This is a genomic window from Pseudomonas sp. GW821-FHT09H03, from assembly GCF_059415945.1.
The window spans coordinates 174,743-201,325 of record NZ_JBWKOF010000006.1; the positions used below are offsets into that span (position 1 = coordinate 174,743).

The window sequence follows — 26,583 nt, forward strand, 5'->3', positions numbered from 1 at the left end:
GTTCAGCCGCCGTTATACTGCGCCGTTTGCAGCCCTGCCAGGACTCTTCGATAATGGTCTTCGACTCTTTCGACATCAAATCCCTTATCCGCCCGGTCATCGACTTTCCGAAACCAGGCGTGATCTTCCGCGACATTACCCCGCTGTTCCAGTCGCCAACGGCCCTGCGCCTGGTGATGGACAGTTTCGCCCACCGTTACGTCGAGGCCGACTTCACCCACATCGGCGCCATGGATGCCCGTGGCTTCCTGATCGGCTCGGTGCTGGCTTATCAGCTGAACAAGCCGTTGGTGCTGTTTCGCAAGCAAGGAAAGCTGCCGGCCGACGTACTCGCCGAGGGCTATGCCACCGAGTACGGCGAAGCGTTCCTTGAAGTGCACGCCGACAGCCTCTGTGAAGGCGACTCGGTGGTGATGTTCGATGACCTGATCGCCACCGGTGGCACCCTGATTGCGGCGGCAAACCTGATCCGTCGCATGGGCGCACGGGTGCACGAGGCAGCGGCGATTATCGATCTGCCGGAGCTGGGCGGGTCGCAGCGCCTGGAAGACATGGGCATCCCGACTTTCTGCCTGACGCAGTTTGCGTTGAGCGATAAGTAAGCGGCGCCTGGACTGCCCTCTTCGCGAGCAAGCCCGCTCCCACAGGGGCTTGGTCGTTCACACTTCTGATGTACACCAGAGAACCTGTGGGAGCGGGCTTGCCCGCGAAGCGGGCAGTACAGACACCACACCTACAAGATCAATCAAAGCCCCATCTGCTTGCTGATGATCTCGTTCATCACTTCCCGCGTCCCGCCGCCAATCGACAGGATCCGGTTATCCCGATACAGCCGCTCCACCAGACTCTCGCGCATATACCCTGAACCACCGAGGATCTGCACCGCATCGGTAACGATCCGGTCCGCCGTGTCCGTGGCAAAATTCTTGGCCATGGATATTTCCTTGATGACACTCTGCCCCACCGCCATTTTCGCCGCCTGGCGATAGGTGAACTCCCGGGACACTTCCAGCGCCGTAGCCATCTCGGCGAGGCGATGCTTGATCACCTGGAACTTGCCAATCGGTTTGCCAAAGGCTTCGCGTTGACGCGCCCATTTCAGGCTTTCCTCCAGCGCAAGCTGCGCGGTCATGTTGGCCATCAACGCCAGGGCCAGTCGCTCGCTCTGGAAGTTACCCATGATGCAGGCGAAGCCCATGTTCTCACCGCCGATCAAATTGCCTGCTGGCACCCGGCAATCGTCGAAGAACAGCTCAGCGGTGTCCGACGCCCACCAGCCCATTTTCTTCAACTGGCGGCCCACAGTGAAACCTGGCGTACCCTTCTCGATCAGCAACAGACTGATGCCGCCAAAACCTGGAGCCCCGGTGCGCACCGCAACTGTGTAGAAGTCGGCACGCACGCCGCTGGTAATGAAGGTTTTGCTGCCACTGACGCGGTAGCAATCGCCGTCACGCACAGCGCGGGTTTGCAGATTGGCGACGTCGGAGCCACCACCGGGTTCGGTTACGGCCAGGGCACTGACTTTCTCCCCGGCCAGCACCTGCGGCACCACTCGGTCGCGAACCTCAGGTCGGGCCCATTTGAGTATCGGCGGCAGGCCGATATCCAGCGAACCGAGCCCCGCCACCAGGCCGCCAGAGCCACAGCGCATCAACTCTTCGCTGGCGGCGATCTTGGCGAACAGATCGCCTTCATGGCTCCCACCCAGGACCTCTGGGTAGCCGATGCCGAGTATTCCCGCCGCGCCGGCCTTGAGGTAGAGATCACGGGGAAAGCTTTCGGCTTCTTCCCACTGGTCGATGCCAGGAAGAATCTCGCGCTCGACGAAACGTCTGACGCTGTCACGGACCAATTGGTGGCTGGGGTCGAAGTATTCCTGCAAGGCAGACATCGGCGAGCTCCACTGAAGGGTTCAGTGAAGTTAACCGAGCGCTTGCTTGGTTTTCAACTGGATTTGTGTGAAACAGCGCAACCGAGTCGCCTGCATCGCTAGCAAGCCAGCCCTACAGTAACTCTGGCAGTTCATGCTAGCACGAACACCAAAGAACCTGTGGGAGCTGGCCTGCCAGCGATCGCGTCGGCCGGGCCAACACCAATTACAGAGTGATCGGCTTACGCCCGGCAAACGAATGCGCCAGCGTCCCGCCATCCACCAGCTCCAGTTCACCGCCCAGCGGCACGCCATGGGCGATACGCGAAGCGATCAGGCCTTTGCTGCTCAGCAGTTGGGCAATGTAGTGCGCCGTAGCCTCGCCTTCCACCGTCGGATTGGTCGCGAGAATGACTTCGGCAAAGGTGCCAGCCTCTTCGATGCGCGCCATCAACTGCGGGATTCCGATAGCCTCCGGCCCCAGTCCGTCGAGTGGTGACAAGTGACCCTTGAGCACGAAGTAACGACCACGGAAACCTGTCTGCTCCACCGCATATACATCCATCGGCCCTTCCACCACACACAGTAAAGTGTCGTCACGCCGGGTGTCGGCACATTGCGGGCACAGGTCGTCTTCGGTCAGCGTGCGGCACAAGCGACAGTGCCCGACCCCTTCCATGGCCTGGCTGAGGGCCAGCGCCAGCCGCGAGCCGCCGCTGCGATCACGTTCGAGCAACTGCAACGCCATGCGCTGGGCGGTTTTCTGACCCACCCCCGGCAACGTTCGCAGGGCATCGATCAGTTGGCGAATCAAAGGGCTGAAGCTCATGGTGAAAAAGTCCGACAAAACAACGAGACGCGGTTTATACCCGCGCCTCTGATTTGCGTCAAATTACTGCGTTGAATATCAATCCCGGCAGACTCGCACCACCAGCTTGCCGAAGTTGCGCCCTTCCAGCAGGCCAATGAACGCTTCGGGCGCCTGCTCCAGCCCATCGACCACGTCCTCGCGGAACTTCACCTTGCCATCGCGCACCCACGATGCCATGGCGCTGAGGAATTCCGGCTGGCGATCGCCGTAGTCATCGAACACGATAAAACCCTGGATACGCACGCGCTTGGTCAGCAGCGTGCGCTGCAACAGGGGCAAACGGTCCGGTCCGCTCGGTGCTTCATGGGCATTGTAGGAAGCAATCAGGCCGCACAGCGGAATCCGCGCCTTGGCATTGAGCAGCGGCACCACCGCATCGAAGACCTTGCCGCCAACGTTTTCATAGTAGATGTCGATTCCGTTACCGCAGGCCTTGGCCAGCTCATCGGCAAAGTCCGGGCTCTTGTGGTCGACACAGGCATCAAAGCCCAGCTCTTCGACGACATAACGGCACTTGTCCGCACCACCGGCGACGCCAACCACGCGCAGGCCCTTGATCTTCGCCACCTGGCCGACCACCGAGCCCACGGCGCCGGATGCGGCCGCGACGACCAGGGTCTCGCCGGACTTGGGCTGACCGATGTCCATCAGGCCCATATAGGCAGTCATGCCCGGCATGCCGAGCACGCCCAAAGCCATCGATGGACTGGGCAATCCCGAAGGCACCGGGATGATGCTGCGCCCGTCGCTGATGCTATGGCTTTGCCAGCCTGTGGCACCGACCACCAGATCACCTTCCTGGAACTTGGGATTGAGCGAGCGCTCGACCCGGCTGACGGCGCCACCGGTCATCACTTCGCCGATTTCCACTGGCGCTGCGTAGGACGGCGCGTCACTCATGCGACCACGCATGTAGGGATCCAGAGACAGGTAGACGGTCTTGAGCAGCACCTGACCGTCAGTCAGGTCCGGCAGTGCCACCCGCTCCAGACGGAAGTTCTCCGGCGTCGGCGCACCTGTCGGGCGCGAGGCCAGGACAATGCGTTGATTGAGGGTCATGGGGTCGGACATGGTGGCGTCTCCTTGGATCGATGGGATTCGGTGATATAGGGAGCAGACCTTTGTAAGGGTATCGCGTTCGATGTTTCTGGAGTAAGACCGGGGCGACTTCTTCGCGAGCAAGCCCGCTCCCACAGGGATCACCGCAACCCTCCAACAGCCGGAAACAAAAATGCCAGGCGCGATGCCTGGCATTTTTTGTATCTCATCTGTCGCCTGAAGGCGAATCAGAATGGCAGTTTCATGCCCGGTGGCAATTGCATGCCGGCGGTCATGCTGCCCATTTTTTCCTGGCTGTTGGCTTCGATCTTGCGCACGGCGTCGTTGACGGCGGCGGCTACGACTGCTTCGAGCATTTCCTTGTCGTCTTCGCTCAGGCCTTCGACCAGACTCGGGTCGATGCTCACGCTCTTGACGTCGTGACGACCGGTCATGACCACGGTGACCATATCGCCACCGGCTTTACCGGTGACTTCGGCGTTGGCCAGTTCTTCCTGCATCTTGGCCATTTTTTCCTGCATCTGCTGCGCCTGCTTCATCAGGCCGGCCATGCCACCTTTCATCATGGGAATCACCTCAAAAGTACTTGGATCAAAACAGCGCCCGGCCGATCGGCCGAGCGCTTTCAGTTATTAGCCCTGAGTGACCAGAGCGTCGACAGGTTCAATAGTATCGTTACGGATCACCGCACCGAACTGCTGCATCATTTGCTGGATGAACGGATCACCGTGGATCGATTCTTCCGCCTCGCGCTGACGGTCGGCGCGCCGGCGCGAAGCCGCCTGTGCCGGGGTCTCCTGCTCGGGCTTGATCAGCTCGATGCTCAGGGTCAGTGTGCGTTGATGATACTGGTTCAATGCTTCGTTAAGACGGCGCTGCTGGGTCGCGTTGAACAAGGCGCTGTGGGCCGGGTCCAGGTGCATCAGCCAATTGTCGCCATCCACCGCGATCAGCGTGCAGTTGGCGGCAATGCTACCGGTCATGCCGGAAATCGGCAGTTTCGGGAACAGCTCCAGCCATTGCAGGGCCAGGCCGGTGGCCGGCATCGCGGCGGGCTCAGGCTCGGGCTCCGGCGCAGGGTCAGCGGCATGCTCGCTGGCCAACTCGTCAAGGTAACTGTAGGCCGAATCCATGTCCGGCTCGATGTAGTCTTCGTCCAGCGGGGGCTCGTCATCCAGATCCATGCCTGGCGTGGCGGCGTCGACCTGGGCGACCGTTGGCTCAGGAGTTGGCGTGGCGGCCCACTCCGGCGCATCCGGCACCACGCTGTCCGGCGTCGGTAACGGCATAGGCGGCAACTCGGGCTGCTCGCTCGCGGTTTCCAGAACCGGTTCGACCGCTGGCTGCTGAACGGGGGCAGGCTCGACCGGGTCGTTCCACGGCAGGTCGATAACTTCCTCGACCACGACCGCTTCAACCACGGGCTCGGGCACCACGACCGGTGCAGGTGCAGGTGCAGGTGCAGGTGCAGCATGTTCAGGCACGGCAGCCGTTGCCACCACTGGTTCGACGGGCGCAGCCGCCACCGGTTCGACTGCGGCGGCGACTACCGGCGCAGTCACCTGCGCGGCAGCCACGGATTTGGCGGAATCAACTGTGGCCTGGCTGATCCCCACTGGCTTTAGTGGCTGTCTCGGGGCATCCGCGGTGTCTGCCGGGCGGAAGGCCAGCATCCGCAGCAGGACCATTTCGAAGCCACCTCGCGGATCCGGTGCCAGTGGCAGGTCGCGACGACCGATCAGGCCCATCTGGTAGTAGAACTGCACGTCTTCGGCCGGCAGAGCCTGGGCCAGGGCCAGCACCCGGTCGCGGTCGCCGTGACCGTTGTCGACGCCTTCAGGCAGGGCCTGGGCGATGGCGACACGATGCAATACGTTGAGAATTTCCGACAGCACGCCATTCCAGTCCGGACCTTGTTCAGCCAGGTGACGCACCGCTTCAAGCAAAGCCTTGGCATCACCTTCGATCAGCGCATGCAGGACATCATAGACCTGACCGTGATCGAGAGTCCCGAGCATCGCCCGCACATCGGTTGCCATGACCTTGCCTTCCCCGAAGGCAATCGCCTGGTCGGTCAGGCTCATGGCATCGCGCATCGAACCATCGGCAGCGCGGCCGAGCAGCCACAGCGCGTCGTCTTCAAATGGCACGTTCTCGACCCCGAGGACGTGAGTCAGATGCTCGACCACACGCTCCGGCGTCATGTTCTTCAGGGAGAACTGCAGGCACCGCGAGAGAATCGTTGCAGGAAGTTTCTGCGGATCTGTGGTGGCCAGAATGAACTTGACGTAGGGTGGCGGCTCTTCGAGCGTTTTGAGCAGTGCATTGAACGAATGACTGGAGAGCATGTGCACTTCGTCGATCAGGTAGACCTTGAATCGACCACGGCTCGGGGCGTATTGCACGTTATCGAGCAACTCGCGGGTGTCTTCGACCTTGGTGCGGCTCGCGGCGTCGATCTCGATCAGGTCGACAAAGCGCCCTTCATCGATCTCCCGGCACACCGAGCACTCGCCGCAGGGCGTGGAAGTGATACCTGTCTCACAGTTCAGGCATTTGGCAATGATCCGCGCGATGGTAGTCTTGCCCACCCCGCGGGTCCCGGTAAACAGGTACGCGTGGTGCAGCCGCTGGCTGTCCAAGGCATTGATCAGAGCCTTGAGCACATGGGTCTGGCCGACCATTTCGCGGAACGAGCGCGGACGCCATTTACGTGCAAGAACCTGATAACTCATCGAAAACCGTCGCAACGAAAGAAGCAGAAGCGGCTAATGCTAGCGGAGCAAGGCACAAATTGCATCCGGTGCGCTCCTCAATTCTGGCTAAGCTTCACTTTGCGCACATTTAACGGGGTGTTTATGCGGCTGGTGCTGGGGGCAATGCTGTTAATCAGCCTGGACGGCATGGCCGCGGACGCACCCTTGCGTTTCGTGGTGCCCGATAGCTGGGCCATGCCCATGATGCAGTTTGAACAAGATCGCCCGACCCAGGGCATCCTGCATGACCTGATGCTCAGCCTCGCGACCCAGGTCGGCATGCCTGCCGAATTCCACGTACTGCCTCGCGGCCGCATACAAACCGCCATGGAGCATGGCGAAGTCGATGTGCGCTGCTACGTTGTGCAAACATGGCTGACCGACCAGCCAGGCGATTACAGCTGGAGCATCCCGCTCTTCACTCAGCCCGACCTGCTCGTCTCCCGACAAGCCTCGACTGCCCCGATAAACCCGGCGGACTTGTCGGCACAACCCATTGGCACCGTACTACGTTACAGCTACCCGACCCTGCAACCACTGTTCGACGCCAAGCGCCTGGAGCGTGACGACGCGCGCAATCAGCAGTTGGTGCTGGACAAGCTTTTGGCCGGACGCAATCGCTATGCCGTCAGCAATCAATGGAGCCTGGACTGGTTCAATCAGCGCCTGTTGCCGCAACAGCAGTTAAAAGCCGTGGCAGAACTGCAGGAGTTGAAACTGGGCTGTTATGTGCGCAACGACCCAAAATTGCCCGTGCAGCGCATTCTGGGCACACTGATGCGGATGAAGAAGACCGGAGAGATTGACGACATTATCCGGCTCTATATCGGTGGCGAGCCAAAGACCGCACCGTAACCCTTGTGAGCTAGCGTCGATTTTCAGAGCGTCACGGCGGCGGCACGACGAGCCGTTGTCCAAGCCTTGCGATCTGAACCCTCAAGCCGCCATCAGGTTATTCATTCGTCGCCATCGTCAGCGTCAGCGCCATCTTCATCTTCATCTTCATCTTCCGGTGTGATAACTCCGCTGCCGCCATGGACAAACGACCGACAACCTTCGTTGAAGGATTGAGAGGCGTCGCTGCAGGATTCCTCATCGTCAACCCCTTCTTCTTTGGCCCAGTCATACCCTTCCTGATGCCCCGAGCAGTCATCTGTACATTTGTAGGTATCAAACTTATCAGCGAAAGCAATTGAGCTACCCAACATCGATACAAGCAACGCAACTGCATAAAATATCTTCATCGTTAATCTCGTAATGCAGTGTAAAAACCAGTAAAGCACCTCAACACGAAAGCCGCTGGATATGGCTCGATGCCGAATAGCCGAGGGCTTGCCGCATAGATCGCAGGAGATATTTATAGAGGGAGACTGCCAGCATCGCAACTGGCCACAGTGCCTTTTCGACTCGGGACAAAGTTGCAGTGCATTGCTTACAGTTTCGTAGAATGCCATGCCCCCGGACATACCAATATGTCGTCATTAGTGTGCGAGCAGGGTTTGAGCGCGGACAATACTGAGTGCCAGCACAATGCACCATTCAGGCGTACATGAACGCTGTCGTACTTCGAAGAATTTTTTTTACTGAGAAATCCTTGTAGAACCAAGGACTGGAGATAGGTGGTAACCCCACCAGCCACACCCCGGCACACAATGTTCCCGCTGTGGCTGCTGCCTTCCGGCTCTGACCAGGTTCACGGGTAATCGTTGCGGGGGGACCGATGGGGTCACCATAACGACGCTCACCTGTCGGCGAGCCGCGCCATTGTACCTATCTGAGACGAAGTTACAACTGTTCGGACGGATTAAAAAAAATGAGGCGCTTCAAGGACATGCGCAGAAGTGGAAAGATCGTCCGAACGCGGCCCGCACGACGGCTGCGCCTACAGATCCTGCAGCACCTCGTCCGCCCTGCCGCCCTCCTGCTGGATCACCAGGTGGATGAAGTGCAGCTTGGCGATCACCGCCGGCGGCAGCACGAATGGATAGAAATCCGGCTGCCCCATGCTGCGGGACAGTTCGTTGAGCATTCCGGCCAGTTCGATCCATGCGTTGACGAACGCCAGAAATGCCGCGCCCCCGGGGTGTTGCGGGTCGTAAAGGGTGCCAGGCGCAAACGGCTGGAAGTCGAGATCCAGCTCCCTGGCACTCATGCCGAATCCCAGTGCCGTGTCCACCGCGTCCATCATGTGCAGGTAGTGCGCCCAGGTTTCCGCCCAGTCTTCCCATGGGTGCATGGTGGCGTAGGCGCTGACGTAATGCTGTGGCCAGTCCGGCGGTGCGCCCTGCTGATAATGCCGCTCGAGCGCATCGGTGTAGCTCGTACGCTCGTCGCCGAACAGCCCGCGAAACGCCTCCAGCCAATGGCTGCCTCCGATCAGCCGATCCCAGTAGTAATGCCCGACCTCGTGACGAAAATGCCCGAGCAGCGTGCGATAGGGCTCGTGCATCTGCACCCGCACCTGTTCGCGGTGAACGTCGTCGGCTTCGTTGATATCAAGGGTGATCAGGCCGTTGGCATGCCCGGTGGTGGGCGGTTTGCCGTCGAGGTCGACGCCGATAAAATCGAACGCCAGCCCGGCCGTTTCGTCCACGGTTTTCGGGATGACCTGCAGGCCCAGGCTGATCAGTTGCGCGACCAGCCGTCGTTTCGCGGTTTCGACCTTGCACCAGCGTTCGTGATTTTGCGCGATCGTCAGGTCGGGAATGGTGCGGTTCAGGCTGCAGGCGATGCACAGCAGGTCGCGACCGGTGTCCGGGAGCAACCAATTGCACGCAGCGGGCGAATCGAGGTTGGCACAGCGGCGGAACAAGCCCGCTTCGGGGTCGGCATCAAGTAACCAGTTGTCCGGCTGAACGCCGGGCTGCAGCGAGGATAGACGGCCGAGCTGTGGCTGATAGCCCAGGGCGGCCGAACAGGCCAGGCACTGACTGTTGCGGAAAAACAGCGACTGCCCGCAACGACAGGGCCAGACCTTGCTGTTGCGCGAATTTTGCGCCGTGAAGGGGGCGCTGATTCGCGAAGTCAGCTGTTCGAAAAAACGGTGCATGGCGATCTCTCCCTGGGGCTTGCCAAGACTAGATCATTGCGGTGAGCGGATCGTTCCCACGCTTTTTTGTGGGAATACTGCCTCGGACGCCCCGCGCCCGCAGTGACGCAGAGCGTGGGAACGATCAATTACACAGAAATGCCGTGGGTCTGCAGAAAACCGACAAACGCTTCTTCGTCCAGCACTTTCAATCCCAGTTCATTGGCCTTGGTCAGCTTCGACCCGGCACCGGGACCGGCAACCACGCAGTGAGTCTTGGCCGACACCGAGCCTGCGACCTTGGCTCCCAGGCTTTCGAGTTTGTCCTTGGCGACATCGCGGCTCATCAACTCCAGCGAGCCGGTCAGGACCCAGGTCTGCCCGGCCAGCGGTAAACCTTCGACGACTTTCTTTTCGCTTTGCCAGTGCATGCCGAAAGCGGCCAGCTGCTGCTCGGCGGCCTGCGCCAATCGGCGATTCTCTTCGACTGCAAAGAACTCTCGAACCGATTTGGCCTGCTTCTCCGGCAGCGCCTGGCGCATGTCCAGCCAGTCCGCGTCGATTACCCCTTGCAGGGAGCCGAACCTGTCGGCCAGTTTCTGTGCCCCGCCCGGCCCTACCGAGGGAATGTGCAACTTGTCGAGAAAACCACCCAGGGTGGTGCTGGCGGCGAACTCGGCGCCCAGCTCGCCCTGATCCTGAATCTGCAAACCATGTTTGAGCAGGTCGGCGATCACTTGCTGGTTGTGGGCATCCTCGAAGAAGCTGTGGATCTCGTGAGCAACTTCCAGACCGACATCCGGCAAGTACGTCAGCACTTGAGGCAAGGCTTGCTGCACTCGCTCCAGCGAGCCCAACGAGCGCGCCAGGACCTTGGCCGTCTCTTCGCCGACATCGGGAATCCCGAGGGCGTAGATGAATCGAGCCAGGCCTGGCTTCTTGCTGTCTTCAATGGCGCCCAGCAGCTTGTTGCTCGATACCTCGGCGAAACCCTCCAGGTCGACAATGTCGTCGAACTTCAGGGCATACAGATCAGCGGGCGAACTCACCAGACCTTCATCCACGAGCTGCTCGACGCTCTTGTCGCCCAGGCCTTCGATGTCCATGGCACGGCGGGACACGAAGTGAATGATTGCCTGCTTGAGTTGCGCACCACAGGCCAGCCGACCGACACAGCGGTACACCGCACCTTCGCTGACGGTCTCGCGGCCTTTGCTGCGCTTGACCAGTTGCGTGCGTTCGACATGGGAGCCGCACACCGGGCACTGCTCAGGAATCTGCACCGGTCGCGCATTCTCCGGGCGGCGCTCGGTGACCACTTGCACCACTTGCGGGATCACGTCGCCGGCGCGGCGGATGATCACCGTGTCGCCGATCATCAGACCCAGGCGCGCCACTTCATCCATGTTGTGCAGCGTGGCGTTGGCCACGGTGACGCCCGCGACCTTGACCGGTTTCAGACGCGCCACTGGCGTGACAGCGCCGGTGCGGCCGACCTGGAATTCCACATCGAGCAGCTCGGTGAGTTCTTCCATGGCCGGGAATTTATGCGCGATGGCCCAACGCGGTTCGCGGGCACGAAAACCCAACTCACGCTGCGAGGCAATGCTGTTGACCTTGAACACCACGCCATCGATTTCATAGGGCAATGCGTTGCGGCGTTCGCCGATATCGCGGTAGTAGTCCAGGCACTCGCCGATGCCGTGCGCCAGCTTCAGTTCATGGCTGATGGGCATGCCCCAGTCTTTCAGCTGCTGCAGATTACCGATGTGCGTATCGGCGATATCCGCGGATACCTGGCCGATGCCATAGCAGCAGAATTCCAGCGGGCGGTTGGCGGTGATCTTCGAATCCAGCTGGCGCAAGCTCCCCGCCGCCGCGTTGCGCGGGTTGGCGAAAGTCTTGCCGCCGACTTCCAGTTGCGTGGCGTTGAGCCGCTCGAAACCAGACTTGGACATGAATACTTCACCGCGCACTTCAAGGGTCGCCGGCCAGCCGGTGCCCTGCAGCTTGAGCGGGATATTGCGTACGGTGCGCACGTTGACGCTGATGTCTTCACCCGTGGTGCCGTCGCCACGTGTCGCGCCGCGTACCAGCACGCCATCCTGATACAACAGGCTGACCGCCAGGCCGTCGAGCTTCGGTTCGCAGCTGTACTCCACCGCAGCGCCGCCACCGAACAGATCACCGGCCGGCAGATCCAGACCTTCGGTCACCCGGCGATCGAACTCGCGCATGTCGGTTTCTTCGAAGGCGTTGCCAAGGCTGAGCATCGGTACTTCGTGACGCACCTGGGTGAACGCCGACAACGCCGCACTGCCCACTCGCTGGGTCGGCGAATCGCTGGTGACCAGCTCCGGATTGGCCGCTTCAAGGGCTTTGAGCTCATGGAACAAGCGATCGTACTCGGCGTCCGGGATGCTCGGTTCGTCGAGGACGTGGTAGCGATAGTTGTGCTGATCCAGCTCAGCTCGCAATTCTAGAATGCGGTTTTTCGCGGCGGTCATGGGTGTTCTCTCTTAAAGCAAAAGAGCAGCCGAGGCTGCTCAATTTTCTAATCACGATAGCCTGAAGGCTTGCACTATGTGGTGAGGGGGCTTATCGGACCGCCGCACCGCCCCGTTGGGCTGCGCAGCAGTCGCAAATCCTGTGATCGTGTTCTATCTGGCACAACAGGGTGTGGTTTTAGGGCCGCTTCGCAGCCCAACGGGGCGGTGCGGCGGTCCGACAAGCCCCCTCGCCACAGGAGCCCGCTCCGGCTTTTGAATCAACGCTTCTGGGTCAAGGCGCGGCGTTCGAACTCGACGATGCGCTGACGGTAATGCTCGATCGTCTGGGCGGTCAGTACGCTGCGCTGGTCGTCCTTCAGTTCGCCGTTCAGCTCCTGGGACAGTTTGCGCGCCGCTGCCACCATCACATCGAAGGCTTGCTTGGGATGACGCGGGCCAGGCAGACCGAGGAAGAAGCTCACCGCCGGCGTGCTGAAGTGGTCGATGTCGTCCAGATCGAATACGCCAGGCTTGACCGCGTTGGCCATGGAGAACAGCACTTCGCCGTTACCTGCCATGCTTTCGTGGCGATGGAAGATGTCCATTTCGCCAAAGCGCAGACCGCTTTCCAGAATGTTCTGCAACAATGCCGGGCCCTTGAAGCCGGCGGCGTCACGGCAGATCACACTGATCACCAGCACTTCTTCGGCTTGCGCCTGGTCTTTTTCGCTGGCCGAACCACCCACCTTGGTGTCATCCGGGAAATCGTCGTCACGGCTGCTGAAGCTCGGGCCGCCGTCCAGGTCCAGGCTGAGGTTCATGTCGCCCTGGGAAGGCTCGCCATGCCCACGCTTGCCACGCTTGGAACCCGACTCGCGAGGTTCACGGGCCGGCATGCTCACCGACGGCAGATCCTGCTCGTCGAGCTGCGGCTCTTTATGCGTATCCAGCACGCGCGGCGGGCCCAACAGCTCGGCGCTGGTGTCCTCGTCGGGCAGGTTGGACAGATTTCGATCCAGGCGGAATTTCAGTTTTCCCTTGCCACCGCGCATGCGGCGCCAGCCATCGAAAAGAATACCGGCAATGACAATGATGCCGATGACGATCAGCCACTCGCGCAGACCGATTTCCATGTAATCCCGTGCCTCTATAAAAAATGCTGAAAAATAAGGGGTTTACAACCTGTAAACCGCTTTAAAACGTGGCGCCAACTCTATGTTCTGACAGGCGTTTTGCCCACGTATACGAAAAATTGACATTAAACTAGCACGACCAAAGGCAACTTTACACCGTCTACCACCTTGGCTTGCGCGAATATGTCGAATTGCCAGCAAGTCAAAGCCAGTAAAAAAGTCCGATAGACCGCAATTCCCGTCCTTCAACCTGCGGTTCAGGCGTCCACCATCGCCATCGCCTCCTCGACATCTACCGCCACCAGACGCGAACAACCGGGTTCATGCATCGTCACCCCCATCAGTTGATCGGCCATTTCCATGGCGATCTTGTTGTGGGTGATGTAGATGAATTGCACCGTCTGCGACATTTCTTTGACCAGCCTTGCGTAGCGTCCAACGTTAGCGTCATCCAGTGGTGCGTCAACTTCATCGAGCATGCAGAACGGCGCCGGGTTCAACTTGAAGATCGCAAAAACCAGGGCCAATGCGGTCAGGGCTTTTTCGCCACCGGAGAGCAAATGGATGGTGCTGTTCTTCTTCCCGGGCGGTTGCGCCATGATTGTCACCCCTGTATCGAGTAGATCTTCGCCCGTCAGTTCCAAATACGCGCGTCCTCCACCGAAAACTTTTGGGAAAAGCGCCTGTAAACCGCCGTTGATCTGATCAAAGGTATCCTTGAAGCGGTTGCGGGTTTCCTTGTCGATCTTGCGAATCACGTTCTCGAGCGTCTCGAGGGCTTCGACCAGATCGGCGTCCTGGGCATCCAGATAACGTTTACGCTCCGATTGTTGCTGGTATTCGTCGATGGCCGCGAGGTTGATCGCGCCCAGGCGCTGAATCCGCGCGGCAATGCGCTCAAGCTCTTCTTCGGCGTCTTTCTCGCTGGCCTCAGGCGTCAGCGTGGCGAGCACGCCATGCAGGTCGTAACCGTCTTCCAGCAATTGATCCTGCAAAGTCTTGCGGCGCACGGTCAGGGCCTGCCATTCCATGCGCTGCTGCTCGAGCTGGCCGCGGATCAGCTGCGATTGCTGCTCGGCCTGGTTGCGGCGTTTCTCGGCGTCGCGCAATTCGCGGTCGGCGTCTTCGAGAGCGATCTGTGCGGTCTTGAGCTCTTCGTCGACGCTCATGCGCTTGTCGAGCAATTCTTCGAGTTTCAGGCGCAGCTCTTCCAGCGGCGCCTCGCCCTCCTCCAGATTCAGGCTCAATTGCTCGCGCTTTTCGGTCAGGCGTTCGGACTGCATTTCCAGTCGCTCGAGCGCCTGGCGCGTCGAGTCGTGCTGGGCCTTGAGCGAGCCCAGGCGCACGGCCAGTTGATGAGCGTGATCCTTGTGCTGGCGCGCCTCCTGACGCACCCGGTCAAGGCGCTCGCGCAAGCTATCGCGCTGGGCCAGCAGCAACTCGCGCTGCTCGGTGTCCAGGGCCATGCTGTCGAGGGCTTCCTGCAATTGCAGGCGGGCCTCGCCGATGTTTTCGTGCTCCAGGGCGCGCTGCTCGTCCAGCTCGATGAGCTCGTCGTCGAGGCGGGTGCGGCGCAGGGTCAACTGCTCGGCCTTGGCTTTGCCGGCGGACAACTGCGCCTTGAGTTCGCCCTGCTGACGCGCCTCGTCCTGAAGCAGGCGGCGCAAATGCTCGCGACCGTTTTCCTGTTGACGCTGTTGCGCCCGCAGGTTTTGCAGTTGGGCTTCCAGTGTTTCCACTGCGGCCTCACGCTCTTCGCGCTCAAGGCTCAGTTGCTGGATTTCCTGACCACGGGCCAGCACGCCGCTTTCCGCTTCGCTGGCCCGGCGCACACGCAGGAAGTGTCGACCGACCCAGTAACCGTCGCGACTGATCAGGCTCTGGCCCGCGGCCAGTTGAGCGCGCAAGGCCAGGGCCTGCTCCAGACTGTCGACTGGCTTGACCTGCCCCAGCCAGGGCGACAGATCAATCTGCGCCTCGACCTTGTCGAGCAGGCTGCCCGGCACCCGCACGCCATCGCCGGCGGGACTCAGCAAGCGCAGATCGCCCTGGGTAAACCCGGACAGATCGAAATCGTTGAAATCATCCACCAGCACCGCTTGCAGGTCGGCGCCGAGCACGGTTTCCACCGCCAGCTCCCAGCCCGCCTCAACCTTCAGGCCTTCGGCCAGGCGCGGACGATTCGCCAGGTTCTGCTCGCGCAGCCATTCGGCGGTGCCGGTACCAGGATCGAGCGCGGCTTGCTGCAGGGCTTCAAGGGACGCCAGGCGACCGTTGAGTCGCTGCAAATCGCCTTGGGCCTGCTGTTGCGCCGACAGCGCCTGCTGCAGTTCCTGTCGTAATTGCTCTAGCTTTTCGACCTGCGCTTCTTCGCTGGTCTGCAAATCCTCGAGCGTCGCTTCGGATTCAGCAAGCTGCTCGCTGAGCTCCATGATCGCCGCGTCTTCCGGGTCGGCCGACAGCAAGGCGCGTTCCTCGCCCAGACGTTTCTGACGATCGGCCAGGCGCTCCAGGCTGGTTTCCAGCTGCTGGATCCGCGACTGCTGCACTTCGGCCTGACGCCGGGGTTCGGCGGCGGTGAGGTTGAAGGTGTCCCACTGCTCCTGCCAGCCATGCATGGTGGTTTCGGATTCTTCCAGCGCGGCGGCGGCCTCTTCGGCGGCGGCACTGGTGACTTCCTGCTCGGGCGTGAGCATGTCCAGCTCTTCGCCCAGGGTCAGCAACAGCGTGCGGTCGTGGCCCAAGTGGGATTCGGTTTCCAGGCGGGCACGCTCGGCCTCTTTCAGATCATCCTGCAACTGGCGCAGGCGTTGCTGACCATGCTGGATACTCTGCTCGACCCGGGCGATGTCGCCGCCAACCGAATAGAAGCGCCCCTGCACCAGATTGAAGCGTTCGGAGAGGTCGTGGTGGCCGTCGCGCAAGCGTTCGATGCTCGCATCGGCATTGCGCTGTTCGGCCACCAGGGCTTCGAAGGAAACCTCCTGGTTGCCGATGATCGCTTCGCGCTGGCCGACCTGATCGTTCAGCGCCTGCCAGCGCAGGGCTGACAGCTGGGCTTTGAGCTGTCGCTCCTCGCCCTTGAATTCCTGATACTTCTTGGCGGCCTCCGCCTGGCGATGCAAGCGTTCGAGCTGACGCGCAAGCTCTTCGCGCAAATCGGTCAGGCGCTCAAGGTTTTCGTGGGTGCGGCGGATGCGGTTTTCCGTCTCGCGCCGGCGCTCCTTGTACTTGGAGATGCCTGCGGCTTCTTCGATAAAGTTGCGCAGATCTTCAGGCTTGGACTCGATCAGCTTGGAGATCATCCCCTGCTCGATGATCGAGTAGCTGCGCGGGCCCAGGCCAGTGCCGAGGAAAATGTCGGTGATGTCGCGACGCCGGCATTTGGTGCCGTTGAGGTAATAGGTGGTCTGGCTGTCGCGGGTCACTTTGCGGCGGATGGAAATTTCCGCGTAGGCGGCGTACTCACCGAGCAAGGTGCCGTCGGAGTTGTCGAACACCAGTTCGATGCTCGCCTGGCTCACCGGCTTGCGGCTGGTCGAGCCGTTGAAGATGACGTCTGTCATCGACTCGCCGCGCAGGTTTTTGGCCGAGCTTTCGCCCATCACCCAGCGCACGGCGTCGATGATGTTCGACTTGCCGCAACCATTGGGTCCGACCACCGCCGCCATGTTACTGGGGAAGTTCACCGTGGTCGGGTCGACGAAGGACTTGAACCCCGCCAGCTTGATGCACTTTAGCCGCACGCTCAGGCGTCCGTCAGCGCGCAGATCACCAAATCGCAGCTGCGCTGGGTGTAAGCCGTCAACACTTCGCGAATCTGCGCAACGTCACGGGCGATCACGGCGGCGAGCAAGCGATCGAACAGATCGAGGAATTCGCTCATCGACGCCTTGCGCTGATCCAGGGCGAGAAAATACGCACGGCTCATGGCCGGTTGCAGATTTTCCACGGTTTCCTGCAGATACGGGTTATTGGCGAAGGAGTACGTGGCGCGCATCACACTGAAACTGTCATCGACGAAGGCATGGATGTCCTGGCGTTCGTAGCTGGCCGTGAGGTGCTGCTGAATCTGCACGAAGGGCGCCAGGTCCGCCTGGGCTTTCCAGCCACTGGCCACGGCGTTGGCGAGCAAAATGTACATCTCGCTCATCAGCGTGCACAGGCTCTGTACCTTGTGCGCACTGAGCTCGGTCACATGGGCGCCGCGCCGCGGCAGGATGGCGATCAGGTGGCGTCGCTCGAGGATCAGCAACGCCTCGCGGACCGAACCGCGACTGACATTGAGCGCCAGCGTGACCTTCTGTTCCTGGATGCGCTCCCCGGGCTTCATTTCGCCACGAATGATGCGCTCGGCGAGGTGGTGAGCAATTTGCTCGGCGAGGCTGTCCGGCGCCTTGAACGTCATGGTTGTCCCTTCAAACTCTTCGATCTGCACAAGCGGCGCAGTGTAGCGCAATTGCCAGGCCATGGCGGAGTGCCCGTCGGGTGGTTTTTGGCACGATTCAAGCAAAAAAGCAGGCAGATGAACCAGGGTCAATACTGAACAAACAGGTTGTTAACCGCTAAAACGATATTTCCTGACCTTAAGGTCAGATAATCATTGACCGGAAAGTCAGACCTGCTAAATTCGGTTCTATCGGTTAACAACAATAATGAGTCTGCGAGGCCATCCGTGATCCAGTTTTTACTAAACCAGGAACTCCGTAGCGAGCACGCCCTGGACCCGAACCTGACCGTGCTCAATTATCTGCGCGACCATGTGGGCAAACCCGGTACCAAAGAAGGCTGCGCCAGCGGTGACTGCGGTGCCTGCACAGTGGTAGTCGGTGAGTTGCAGACGGATGACGACGGCCGTGAGCACATCCGCTATCGCAGCCTCAACTCGTGCCTGACGTTTGTCTCCTCCCTGCACGGCAAACAACTGATCAGCGTCGAAGACCTCAAGCACCAAGGCCAATTGCACAGCGTGCAGAAGGCCATGGTGGAATGCCATGGTTCGCAATGCGGCTTCTGCACCCCCGGCTTCGTGATGTCGCTGTTTGCCCTGCAAAAGAACAGCGATGCACCGGATCAGCACAAAGCCCACGAAGCCCTGGCCGGCAACCTCTGTCGCTGCACCGGCTACCGGCCGATCCTGGAGGCCGCCGAGCAGTCCTGCTGCGGCAAACAGCCGGACCAGTTCGACGCCCGCGAAACCGAAACCATTGCCCGCCTCAAAGCCATCGCCCCGACCGATATCGGTGAGCTCAACAGTGGTGACAAGCGCTGCCTGGTGCCGCTGACCGTGGCCGATCTGGCCGACCTCTACGACGCCTATCCACAAGCCCGTCTGCTGGCCGGCGGTACCGATCTGGCACTGGAAGTCACCCAGTTCCACCGCACCCTGCCGGTGATGATCTACGTCGGCAACGTCGCCGAGATGAAGCGCATCGACCGCTTCGACGACCGCCTGGAAATCGGCGCTGCCACCGCCCTCTCCGATTGCTACGAGGCCTTGAAGGCCGAGTACCCGGATTTCGGTGAACTGCTGCAACGCTTCGCGTCCCTGCAGATCCGCAATCAGGGCACCCTGGGCGGCAACATCGGCAACGCCTCGCCTATTGGTGACTCGCCACCGCTGCTGATCGCGCTGGGCGCGCAGATTGTGCTGTGCAAAGGCGACACCCGCCGCACCCTGGCGCTGGAAGACTACTTCATCGATTACCGCGTCACTGCGCGTCAGGAAAGCGAGTTCATCGAGAAGATCATCGTGCCGCGTGCCAGCGCTGAAAAACTGTTCCGAGCCTACAAAGTCTCCAAGCGTCTGGACGATGACATCTCGGCGGTCTGTGCCGCCTTCAACATCCGCCTGGAAAACGGTGTGGTCGCCGAAGCCCGCGTAGCGTTCGGCGGTATGGCAGCCATCCCTAAACGCGCCGCCGCCTGCGAAACCGCGTTGCTCGGTTCACCATTCAATAACGCAACGGTGGAACGCGCCTGCGCGGCCCTTGCCGAAGACTTCACACCACTCTCGGACTTCCGCGCCAGCAAGGAATATCGCCTGCTCAGCGCGCAAAACCTGTTGCGCAAATACTTCATCGAACTGCAAACACCGCACATCGAGACCCGGGTGACCGCTTATGTCTAATCATCACGCCGTAGAGAAGACCCAGGCCGAACTGGCCGAGCTGTTCGCCAAGGACCTGACCACTGGTGTCGGCCGCAGCGTCAAGCACGACAGCGCCGCCAAGCACGTGTCCGGTGAAGCGCAGTACATCGACGACCGGCTGGAATTTCCCAATCAGCTGCACGTTTACGCGCGCATGTCCGATCGCGCCCACGCCCGGATCATCAGCATCGATACCCAGCCGTGCTACGCCTTCGAAGGCGTGCGCATTGCCATCACCCACGAAGACGTACCCGGCCTGAAAGACATCGGCCCATTGCTGCCGGGCGATCCGTTGCTGGCGATCGACACCGTGCAATTTGTCGGTCAGCCGGTACTTGCCGTCGCCGCCAGGGACCTGGAAACCGCACGCAAGGCGGCGATGGCCGCGATCATTGAGTACGAAGACCTGGAGCCGGTGCTGGACGTGGTCGAAGCCCTGCGCAAACGTCATTTCGTGCTCGACAGCCATACCCATCAGCGTGGCGATTCGGCCACCGCGCTTTCTACCGCAGCGCACCGCATCCAGGGCACGCTGCACATTGGTGGTCAGGAACACTTCTACCTGGAAACCCAGATCTCTTCGGTGATGCCCACCGAAGACGGCGGCATGATCGTCTACTGCTCAACCCAGAACCCCACCGAAGTGCAGAAACTGGTGGCCGAAGTGCTGGACGTGTCGATGAACAAGATCGTCGTCGACATGCGCCGCATGGGCGGTGGTTTCGGCGGCAAGGAAACCCAGGCGGCAAGCCCGGCCTGCCTGTGCGCCGTGATTGCACACCTGACCGGCCAACCGACCAAGATGCGTTTGCCACGGGTCGAAGACATGCTGATGACCGGCAAGCGCCATCCGTTTTACGTCGAGTATGACGTGGGCTTCGACAGCACCGGGCGCCTGCATGGCATCAACCTGGAGCTGGCGGGCAACTGTGGTTGTTCGCCAGACCTGTCGGCGTCGATTGTCGACCGGGCGATGTTCCATTCCGACAACTCCTACTACCTCGGTGACGCGACCATCAACGGTCACCGCTGCAAGACCAACACCGCATCCAACACCGCTTACCGTGGTTTCGGCGGCCCGCAAGGCATGGTTGCCATCGAAGAAGTGATGGACGCCATCGCCCGCCATCTGGCCCTCGATCCACTTGCCGTGCGCAAGGCCAACTACTACGGCAAGACCGAGCGCAACGTCACCCACTACTATCAGACCGTCGAGCACAACATGCTCGAAGAGATGACCGCTGAACTGGAAGAAAGCAGCCAGTACGCCGAGCGTCGCGAAGCGATCCGTCGCTACAACGCCAACAGCCCGATCCTGAAAAAAGGCCTGGCGCTGACCCCGGTGAAGTTCGGTATTTCCTTCACCGCCAGCTTCCTCAACCAGGCCGGCGCCCTGGTGCACGTCTACACCGACGGCAGCATCCACCTGAACCACGGTGGTACCGAAATGGGCCAGGGCCTGAACACCAAGGTCGCGCAAGTCGTGGCGCAAGTGTTCCAGGTGGAAATGGATCGGGTGCAGATCACCGCGACCAATACCGACAAGGTGCCAAACACCTCGCCGACTGCCGCTTCCAGCGGTGCCGACCTGAACGGCAAGGCGGCGCAGAACGCTGCTGAAACCATCAAGAAACGTCTGGTCGAATTCGCAGCGCGGCAATACAAGGTCAGCGAAGAAGACGTGGAATTCCACAACGGTCACGTGCGGGTCCGCGATCACATCCTGACCTTCGAGGCACTGATCCAGCAGGCGTATTTCGCCCAAGTGTCGCTGTCGAGCACAGGGTTCTACAAGACCCCGAAAATCTACTACGACCGCAGCCAGGCCCGTGGTCGTCCGTTCTACTACTTCGCCTTTGGCGCGGCGTGCTGCGAAGTGCTGGTCGACACCCTGACCGGCGAATACAAGATGCTGCGCACCGACATCCTCCACGACGTCGGCGCCTCGCTGAACCCGGCCATCGACATCGGCCAGGTCGAGGGTGGTTTCATCCAGGGCATGGGCTGGCTGACCATGGAAGAGCTGGTCTGGAACAATAAGGGCAAGCTGATGACCAACGGCCCGGCCAGCTACAAGATCCCAGCGGTCGCGGACATGCCGCTGGACATGCGGGTCAAGCTGGTGGAAAACCGCAAGAATCCGGAAGACACGGTGTTTCATTCCAAGGCTGTGGGTGAGCCGCCGTTCATGCTTGGCATCGCCGCCTGGTGTGCGATCAAGGATGCCGTGGCGAGTTTGGGTGACTACAAGCATCAACCGAAGATCGACGCGCCGGCGACGCCGGAGCGGGTGTTGTGGGGCTGCGAGCAGATGCGCCAGTTGAAGGTGGCGAAGGCGGCGGAAGCTGAGCCGGAGTTGGCTTCGCTCTGAGACCGAAGTGCGGCCTTCGCGAGCAAGCCCGCTCCCACAATGGATCTCCAGTGGGCACAAATTTTGTGAACGACAGAGATCAAAATGTGGGAGCGGGCTTGCTCGCGAAGAGGCCGGTACAAACAACAGAGATGTTGAGGTGAAACATGTACAACTGGATCGACGCCCTCGCCGACCTGCAAAATCGCGGTGAACCCTGCGTGTTGGTGACCATCATCGAAGAGCTCGGCTCGACGCCGCGCAATGCCGGTTCGAAGATGGTCATCAGCGCCCGCCAGGCCTTCGACACCATCGGTGGCGGGCACCTGGAATACAAGGCCATGCAGATCGCCCGCGACATGCTCGCCAGCGGCAAACAGGACACCCACCTGGAGCGCTTCAGCCTCGGTGCCAGCCTGGGCCAGTGCTGCGGCGGCGCCACCGTGCTGCTGTTCGAACCGATGGGCCAGGTCCAGGCGCAAATTGCCGTGTTCGGCGCCGGCCATGTCGGTCGCGCATTGGTGCCATTGCTGGCCAGCCTGCCCTGCCGGGTGCGCTGGATCGACTCGCGTGAAGACCAATTCCCCGAGCAGATTCCCCATGGCGTGCGCAAGATCGTCAGCGAAGAACCGGTAGACGAAATCGACGACCTGCCCGCCGGCAGCTACTGCATCGTCATGACCCACAACCACCAGCTGGACCTTGAACTCACTGCCGCCATCCTCAAGCGCAACGACTTCGCCTACTTCGGCCTGATCGGCTCGAAGACCAAGCGGGTGAAGTTCGAACATCGCCTGCGCGACCGCGGCTTCGACAGCAGCGTCGTGCAACGCATGCGCTGCCCGATGGGTATCGGCGAAGTCAAAGGCAAGTTGCCCGTGGAAATCGCCATCTCCATCGCCGGCGAAATCATCGCCACCTATAACGCCAGTTTCGGCCAGCACAGCGCCAGCGCCGAACCGATTGCCAAACTGTTGCCCGTGTCACGCCGCAGCCAGGCCGCCAACCTGAAAGCGTCGAACTGATTGCCTCATATTAGAGAATGACCATGCCTCTGACTCGCAAAGCCTACCGTGCCGCCATCCTGCACAGCATCGCCGACCCTGCCGAAGTTGGCATCGAAGCCTCCTACGAATACTTTGAAGACGGCTTGCTGGTGGTCGACAACGGCCAGATCAGCGCCCTGGGCCACGCCAGCGAACTGCTGCCGACCCTGCCGGCGGACATCGAGATCACCCATTACCAGGATGCGCTGATCACTCCGGGCTTCATCGACACCCACATTCACCTGCCGCAAACCGGCATGGTCGGCGCCTACGGCGAGCAACTGCTGGACTGGCTGAACACCTACACCTTCCCCTGCGAAAGCCAGTTCGCCGACAAGGCCCATGCCGACCAGGTCGCGGATATTTTCATCAAGGAACTGTTGCGCAACGGCACCACCACCGCGCTAGTCTTCGGCAGCGTGCATCCGCAATCGGTGAACTCGTTCTTCGAAGCCGCCGAGCAGCTCGACCTGCGGATGATCGCCGGCAAGGTGATGATGGACCGCAACGCCCCGGACTACCTGACCGACACCGCCGAATCCAGCTACCTCGAAAGCAAAACGCTGATCGAGCGCTGGCACGGCAAGGGCCGCCTGCACTACGCGGTCACCCCGCGCTTCGCGCCCACCAGCACGCCGGAACAGTTGACCCTGGCTGGCCAGTTGCTGACTGAATACCCGGATCTGTACATGCAGACCCACATCAGCGAAAACCTCAAGGAAATCGAGTGGGTCAAGGAGCTGTTTCCGGAGCGCAAGGGCTACCTGGACGTCTACGATCACTACCAGTTGCTCGGTGAACGCTCGGTGTTCGCCCATGGCGTGCATCTGTGCGACGCCGAATGCGCGCGATTGGCCGAAACCGGCTCGGCGATCTCGTTCTGCCCGACTTCGAACTTTTTCCTCGGCAGCGGCCTGTTCAACCTGCCGATGGCCGAGAAGCACAAAGTCAATGTCGGCCTGGGCACCGACGTGGGTGGCGGCACCAGCTTCTCGTTGCTGCAGACGTTGAACGAAGCCTACAAGGTCATGCAGCTGCAAGGTGCGCGCCTGAGCCCGTTCAAGTCCCTGTACCTGGCGACCCTCGGCGGTGCGCGGGCACTGCGCCTGGAAGACAAGATCGGTACCCTGTTGCCGGGCACCGACGCAGATTTCCTGGTGCTCGACTACAACGCCACGCCACTGCTTGGGTATCGCTTGCAGCAAGCCAAAAACATTGCCGAGACGTTGTTTGTGTTGATGACCCTGGGGGATGACCGGACGGTACTGCAGACCTATGCAGCGGGGAATCTGGTGCATCAGCGTTAAGGTTTTTCGGGCATAAAAAATCCCCCGCCGCTTTTCAGCCCGGGGGATTTTTATTGCCTGTCAGACCGTCTTCGCGAGCAAGCCCGCTCCCACAATTGAGCTGCACCGAACACAATACTTGTGCACGACATAGAACCAATGTGGGAGCGGGCTTGCTCGCGAAAGGCGCGACTCGGTCCCACCTATAACTTGGCGGTCGACCGCCCTGGCTTCTTGGTCTGCAGCAAATGCGAAAACACCGCATGCAAATCATCCGACGCGCTTTCTTCGTCGAGGTTGAGTTTGCTGTCGATGTGATCCATGTGATGCATCATCAGGCTCACTGCCAGCTCAGCGTCCCGGGCCTCAATCGCATCGATCAGTTGGGTGTGTTCGTCATAAGAGCAGTGGGAACGGTTACCGCTTTCGTATTGGGCGATGATCAACGAAGTCTGGGACACCAGGCTGCGCTGGAAGCTGATCAACGGCGCGTTTTTCGCCGCTTCGGCCAGTTTCAGGTGGAACTCGCCCGACAGACGGATACCGGCACCACGATCGCCACGGGAGAAGCTGTCGCGCTCGTCGTTGACCATCTGCCGCAACTCGGCGATCTGCTCGGCGGTGGCGTGCAAAACAGCCAGCTCGGTGATTGCACGCTCCACCAGACGCCGGGAGAAAAACACCTGGCGCGCCTCTTCAACACTCGGGCTTGCGACGACGGCGCCGCGATTGGGTCGCAGCAGTACCACGCTTTCATGGGCCAGGCGCGACAGCGCGCGACGAATGATGGTGCGACTGACCCCGAAAATCTCCCCCAGCGCTTCTTCGCTCAACTTGGTGCCGGGCGCCAGGCGCTGTTCGAGGATGGCCTCGAAGATATGTGCGTAGACAATATCGTCCTGGGTACCGCTGCGACCGGCTTTGCCTGCTCGCGGTTGTTTCTTTAGGGGCTGCAACTGTTCGTTCATGGGCACTCGAGTCGGGAGAACTGCGGCGAATTGACGGTGACTGTAATACGGCACAGTGGGTCGCTGGCAAGTATCGCGTAAATAACACCGCGATTGTACACAATGAATGGTGGCAACACGACTGTACGGCTGAATGTCACCTCGGCTGTATTGCAACGTCGGGTTACTTTTGAGTTTAGGCTTTATCGCACAATCCGCTCCCACAAGGTTCAGTGTCGCTGCGGAAATCTTCACCTGCATAGGAACACCCCCGTCATGAACGACGCCACCCACACGCAATTGCGCCCCTTGGCCGACACATCGCCCTCGGCCATCGTCGCCGGTTTCATCGCCATGATGACCGGCTACACCAGTTCGCTGGTGCTGATGTTCCAGGCCGGGCAAGCGGCTGGCCTGACCAGCGGGCAGATTTCCTCGTGGATCTGGGCGATTTCCATCGGCATGGCGGTGTGCTCCATCGGCCTGTCCCTGCGCTATCGCACCCCCATCACCATCGCCTGGTCGACGCCTGGTGCGGCCCTGCTGATCACCAGTCTGGGCGGCGTGACCTACGGCGAAGCCATCGGCGCCTACATTACCTGTGCGCTGCTAGTGATCATTTGTGGGCTGACCGGCAGTTTCGAACGCTTGGTAAAGAAGATCCCGGCCTCGTTGGCCGCGGCCCTGCTGGCGGGGATTCTGTTCAAGATCGGCAGCGAGATTTTCGTCGCTGCCCAGCATCGCACCGCGCTGGTGTTGGGCATGTTCTTCACTTACCTGGTCGTGAAACGCCTGTCGCCTCGCTACGCCGTACTGGCCGCCCTGCTGATCGGCACGGCATTGTCAGGGTTCATGGGGCTGCTGGAATTCAGCGGTTTCCATCTGGAAGTGGCCACACCTGTCTGGACCACGCCACACTTCTCCCTGGCCGCAACGATCAGCATCGGCATCCCGCTGTTCGTGGTGGCCATGACCTCGCAGAACATGCCCGGCATCGCCGTACTGCGCGCCGACGGCTACAACGTGCCGGCCTCGCCACTGATTACCAGCACCGGTATCGCCTCATTGTTACTGGCGCCATTCGGCTCCCACGGGATCAACCTGGCGGCGATCAGTGCGGCCATCTGCACCGGACCGCACGCTCACGAGGATCGCAACAAACGCTACACGGCTGCGGTCTGGTGCGGGATTTTCTACGGGATCGCCGGGGTGTTCGGCGCAACGCTGGCGGCGTTGTTTGCCGCATTGCCCAAGGAACTGGTGCTGTCGATCGCCGCGCTGGCACTGTTCGGTTCGATCATCAACGGTTTGAGCATTGCGATGAGCGAAGTGAAGGAGCGCGAAGCAGCGCTGATTACCTTCATGGTCACGGCATCGGGGTTGACGCTGTTTTCCATCGGTTCGGCATTCTGGGGGATTGTGGCGGGGGTTTTGACGTTGTTGATTCTGAATTGGCGCAAGGCCCTGTAGGAACGAGCGTGCTCCGGGCGGCGTTCCGACGATGAACCTGAGAGCGCCGCGGGGGTGTCAGGTTTCCAGCGTTATCGTTGACGACCATCGTGAGCGTGCTCGCTCCTACAGAAAAAAAGCAAAA

At 60.7% G+C, this 26,583-nt stretch carries 19 protein-coding genes and 1 other RNA gene; 7 read left to right on the plus strand and 13 right to left on the minus strand.

Going from position 1 to position 26,583, the window contains the following annotated elements; all coding sequences use genetic code 11:
- Window positions 1-53: 53 nt before the first annotated feature.
- Complete coding sequence (locus AC07OG_RS10650) at window positions 54-602, plus strand: adenine phosphoribosyltransferase (protein ID WP_008057870.1); 549 nt, start codon at window positions 54-56, stop codon at window positions 600-602.
- A gap of 143 nt (window positions 603-745) precedes the next feature.
- Here the strand turns inward: AC07OG_RS10650 and AC07OG_RS10655 are convergent, their stop codons facing one another.
- The 5 genes from AC07OG_RS10655 to dnaX all read right to left on the minus strand — a co-directional run bounded on the left by AC07OG_RS10655 (window position 746) and on the right by dnaX (window position 6,538).
- A complete protein-coding gene (locus tag AC07OG_RS10655; protein ID WP_495066989.1) occupies window positions 746-1,894 on the minus strand; it encodes an acyl-CoA dehydrogenase family protein in 1,149 nt (382 codons plus the stop codon).
- A 205-nt stretch (window positions 1,895-2,099) separates the two neighbouring features.
- Window positions 2,100-2,702 (minus strand): recombination mediator RecR, encoded by a 603-nt coding sequence (recR, locus tag AC07OG_RS10660; protein WP_218424507.1) that lies wholly within the window; start codon window positions 2,700-2,702, stop codon window positions 2,100-2,102.
- Between the two features lie 78 nt (window positions 2,703-2,780).
- Window positions 2,781-3,815, minus strand: a complete 1,035-nt coding sequence (gene curA, locus AC07OG_RS10665) for an NADPH-dependent curcumin/dihydrocurcumin reductase (protein WP_218424508.1) — start codon at window positions 3,813-3,815, stop codon at window positions 2,781-2,783.
- Window positions 3,816-4,030: 215 nt separating this feature from the next.
- A complete protein-coding gene (locus AC07OG_RS10670; RefSeq protein ID WP_060539784.1) occupies window positions 4,031-4,369 on the minus strand; it encodes a YbaB/EbfC family nucleoid-associated protein in 339 nt (112 codons plus the stop codon).
- A gap of 66 nt (window positions 4,370-4,435) precedes the next feature.
- Window positions 4,436-6,538 carry a DNA polymerase III subunit gamma/tau gene (gene dnaX, locus AC07OG_RS10675; protein WP_495066990.1) on the minus strand — a complete coding sequence of 701 codons (2,103 nt, stop codon included), beginning with the start codon at window positions 6,536-6,538 and terminating at the stop codon, window positions 4,436-4,438.
- Between the two features lie 123 nt (window positions 6,539-6,661).
- Here dnaX and AC07OG_RS10680 point away from each other — a divergent pair, with 123 nt between their 5' ends.
- The gene (locus tag AC07OG_RS10680; RefSeq protein WP_495066991.1) at window positions 6,662-7,414 is read left to right on the plus strand and encodes a substrate-binding periplasmic protein; all 753 of its coding nucleotides are present in this window, start codon (window positions 6,662-6,664) and stop codon (window positions 7,412-7,414) included.
- Window positions 7,415-7,515: 101 nt separating this feature from the next.
- On the opposite strand, the gene AC07OG_RS10685 is transcribed toward AC07OG_RS10680, so the two are convergent.
- The 7 genes from AC07OG_RS10685 to AC07OG_RS10715 all read right to left on the minus strand — a co-directional run bounded on the left by AC07OG_RS10685 (window position 7,516) and on the right by AC07OG_RS10715 (window position 17,617).
- Entirely contained in the window at window positions 7,516-7,803 is a 288-nt protein-coding gene (locus tag AC07OG_RS10685) for a hypothetical protein (protein WP_495066992.1), read from the minus strand.
- 382 nt (window positions 7,804-8,185) lie between these two features.
- Window positions 8,186-8,282, minus strand: an RNA gene (ffs, locus tag AC07OG_RS10690) — signal recognition particle sRNA small type.
- Between the two features lie 159 nt (window positions 8,283-8,441).
- On the minus strand, window positions 8,442-9,608 hold the full coding sequence (locus AC07OG_RS10695; protein ID WP_495066993.1) for a zinc-binding metallopeptidase family protein: 1,167 nt from the start codon (window positions 9,606-9,608) through the stop codon (window positions 8,442-8,444).
- Window positions 9,609-9,736: 128 nt separating this feature from the next.
- On the minus strand, window positions 9,737-12,094 hold the full coding sequence (ligA, locus tag AC07OG_RS10700) for an NAD-dependent DNA ligase LigA (RefSeq protein WP_495066994.1): 2,358 nt from the start codon (window positions 12,092-12,094) through the stop codon (window positions 9,737-9,739).
- 260 nt (window positions 12,095-12,354) lie between these two features.
- Complete coding sequence (gene zipA / locus AC07OG_RS10705; RefSeq protein WP_060539798.1) at window positions 12,355-13,209, minus strand: cell division protein ZipA; 855 nt, start codon at window positions 13,207-13,209, stop codon at window positions 12,355-12,357.
- 257 nt (window positions 13,210-13,466) lie between these two features.
- Entirely contained in the window at window positions 13,467-16,955 is a 3,489-nt protein-coding gene (smc, locus tag AC07OG_RS10710; RefSeq protein WP_495066995.1) for a chromosome segregation protein SMC, read from the minus strand.
- A gap of 2 nt (window positions 16,956-16,957) precedes the next feature.
- Entirely contained in the window at window positions 16,958-17,617 is a 660-nt protein-coding gene (locus tag AC07OG_RS10715) for a GntR family transcriptional regulator (RefSeq protein ID WP_060539915.1), read from the minus strand.
- Window positions 17,618-17,884: 267 nt separating this feature from the next.
- Between AC07OG_RS10715 and xdhA the strand changes: the two genes are divergently transcribed.
- From xdhA to guaD, 4 genes are all read left to right on the plus strand, one after another.
- Window positions 17,885-19,339 (plus strand): xanthine dehydrogenase small subunit, encoded by a 1,455-nt coding sequence (gene xdhA, locus AC07OG_RS10720; protein ID WP_495066996.1) that lies wholly within the window; start codon window positions 17,885-17,887, stop codon window positions 19,337-19,339.
- On the plus strand, window positions 19,332-21,731 hold the full coding sequence (gene xdhB, locus AC07OG_RS10725; protein ID WP_495066997.1) for a xanthine dehydrogenase molybdopterin binding subunit: 2,400 nt from the start codon (window positions 19,332-19,334) through the stop codon (window positions 21,729-21,731). The genes xdhA and xdhB overlap by 8 nt, the downstream gene beginning before the upstream one ends.
- Window positions 21,732-21,877: 146 nt before the next feature.
- Window positions 21,878-22,735, plus strand: coding sequence for a xanthine dehydrogenase accessory protein XdhC (gene xdhC / locus AC07OG_RS10730; RefSeq protein ID WP_495066998.1), 858 nt, complete (start codon window positions 21,878-21,880; stop codon window positions 22,733-22,735).
- A gap of 23 nt (window positions 22,736-22,758) precedes the next feature.
- Window positions 22,759-24,063, plus strand: a complete 1,305-nt coding sequence (gene guaD / locus AC07OG_RS10735; RefSeq protein WP_060539803.1) for a guanine deaminase — start codon at window positions 22,759-22,761, stop codon at window positions 24,061-24,063.
- A 182-nt stretch (window positions 24,064-24,245) separates the two neighbouring features.
- Here guaD and AC07OG_RS10740 read toward each other — a convergent pair whose 3' ends face one another.
- Entirely contained in the window at window positions 24,246-25,010 is a 765-nt protein-coding gene (locus tag AC07OG_RS10740; protein WP_060539804.1) for a GntR family transcriptional regulator, read from the minus strand.
- Window positions 25,011-25,265: 255 nt separating this feature from the next.
- Between AC07OG_RS10740 and AC07OG_RS10745 the strand changes: the two genes are divergently transcribed.
- Complete coding sequence (locus AC07OG_RS10745; protein ID WP_495066999.1) at window positions 25,266-26,459, plus strand: benzoate/H(+) symporter BenE family transporter; 1,194 nt, start codon at window positions 25,266-25,268, stop codon at window positions 26,457-26,459.
- The last annotated feature ends 124 nt before the right edge of the window (window positions 26,460-26,583 follow it).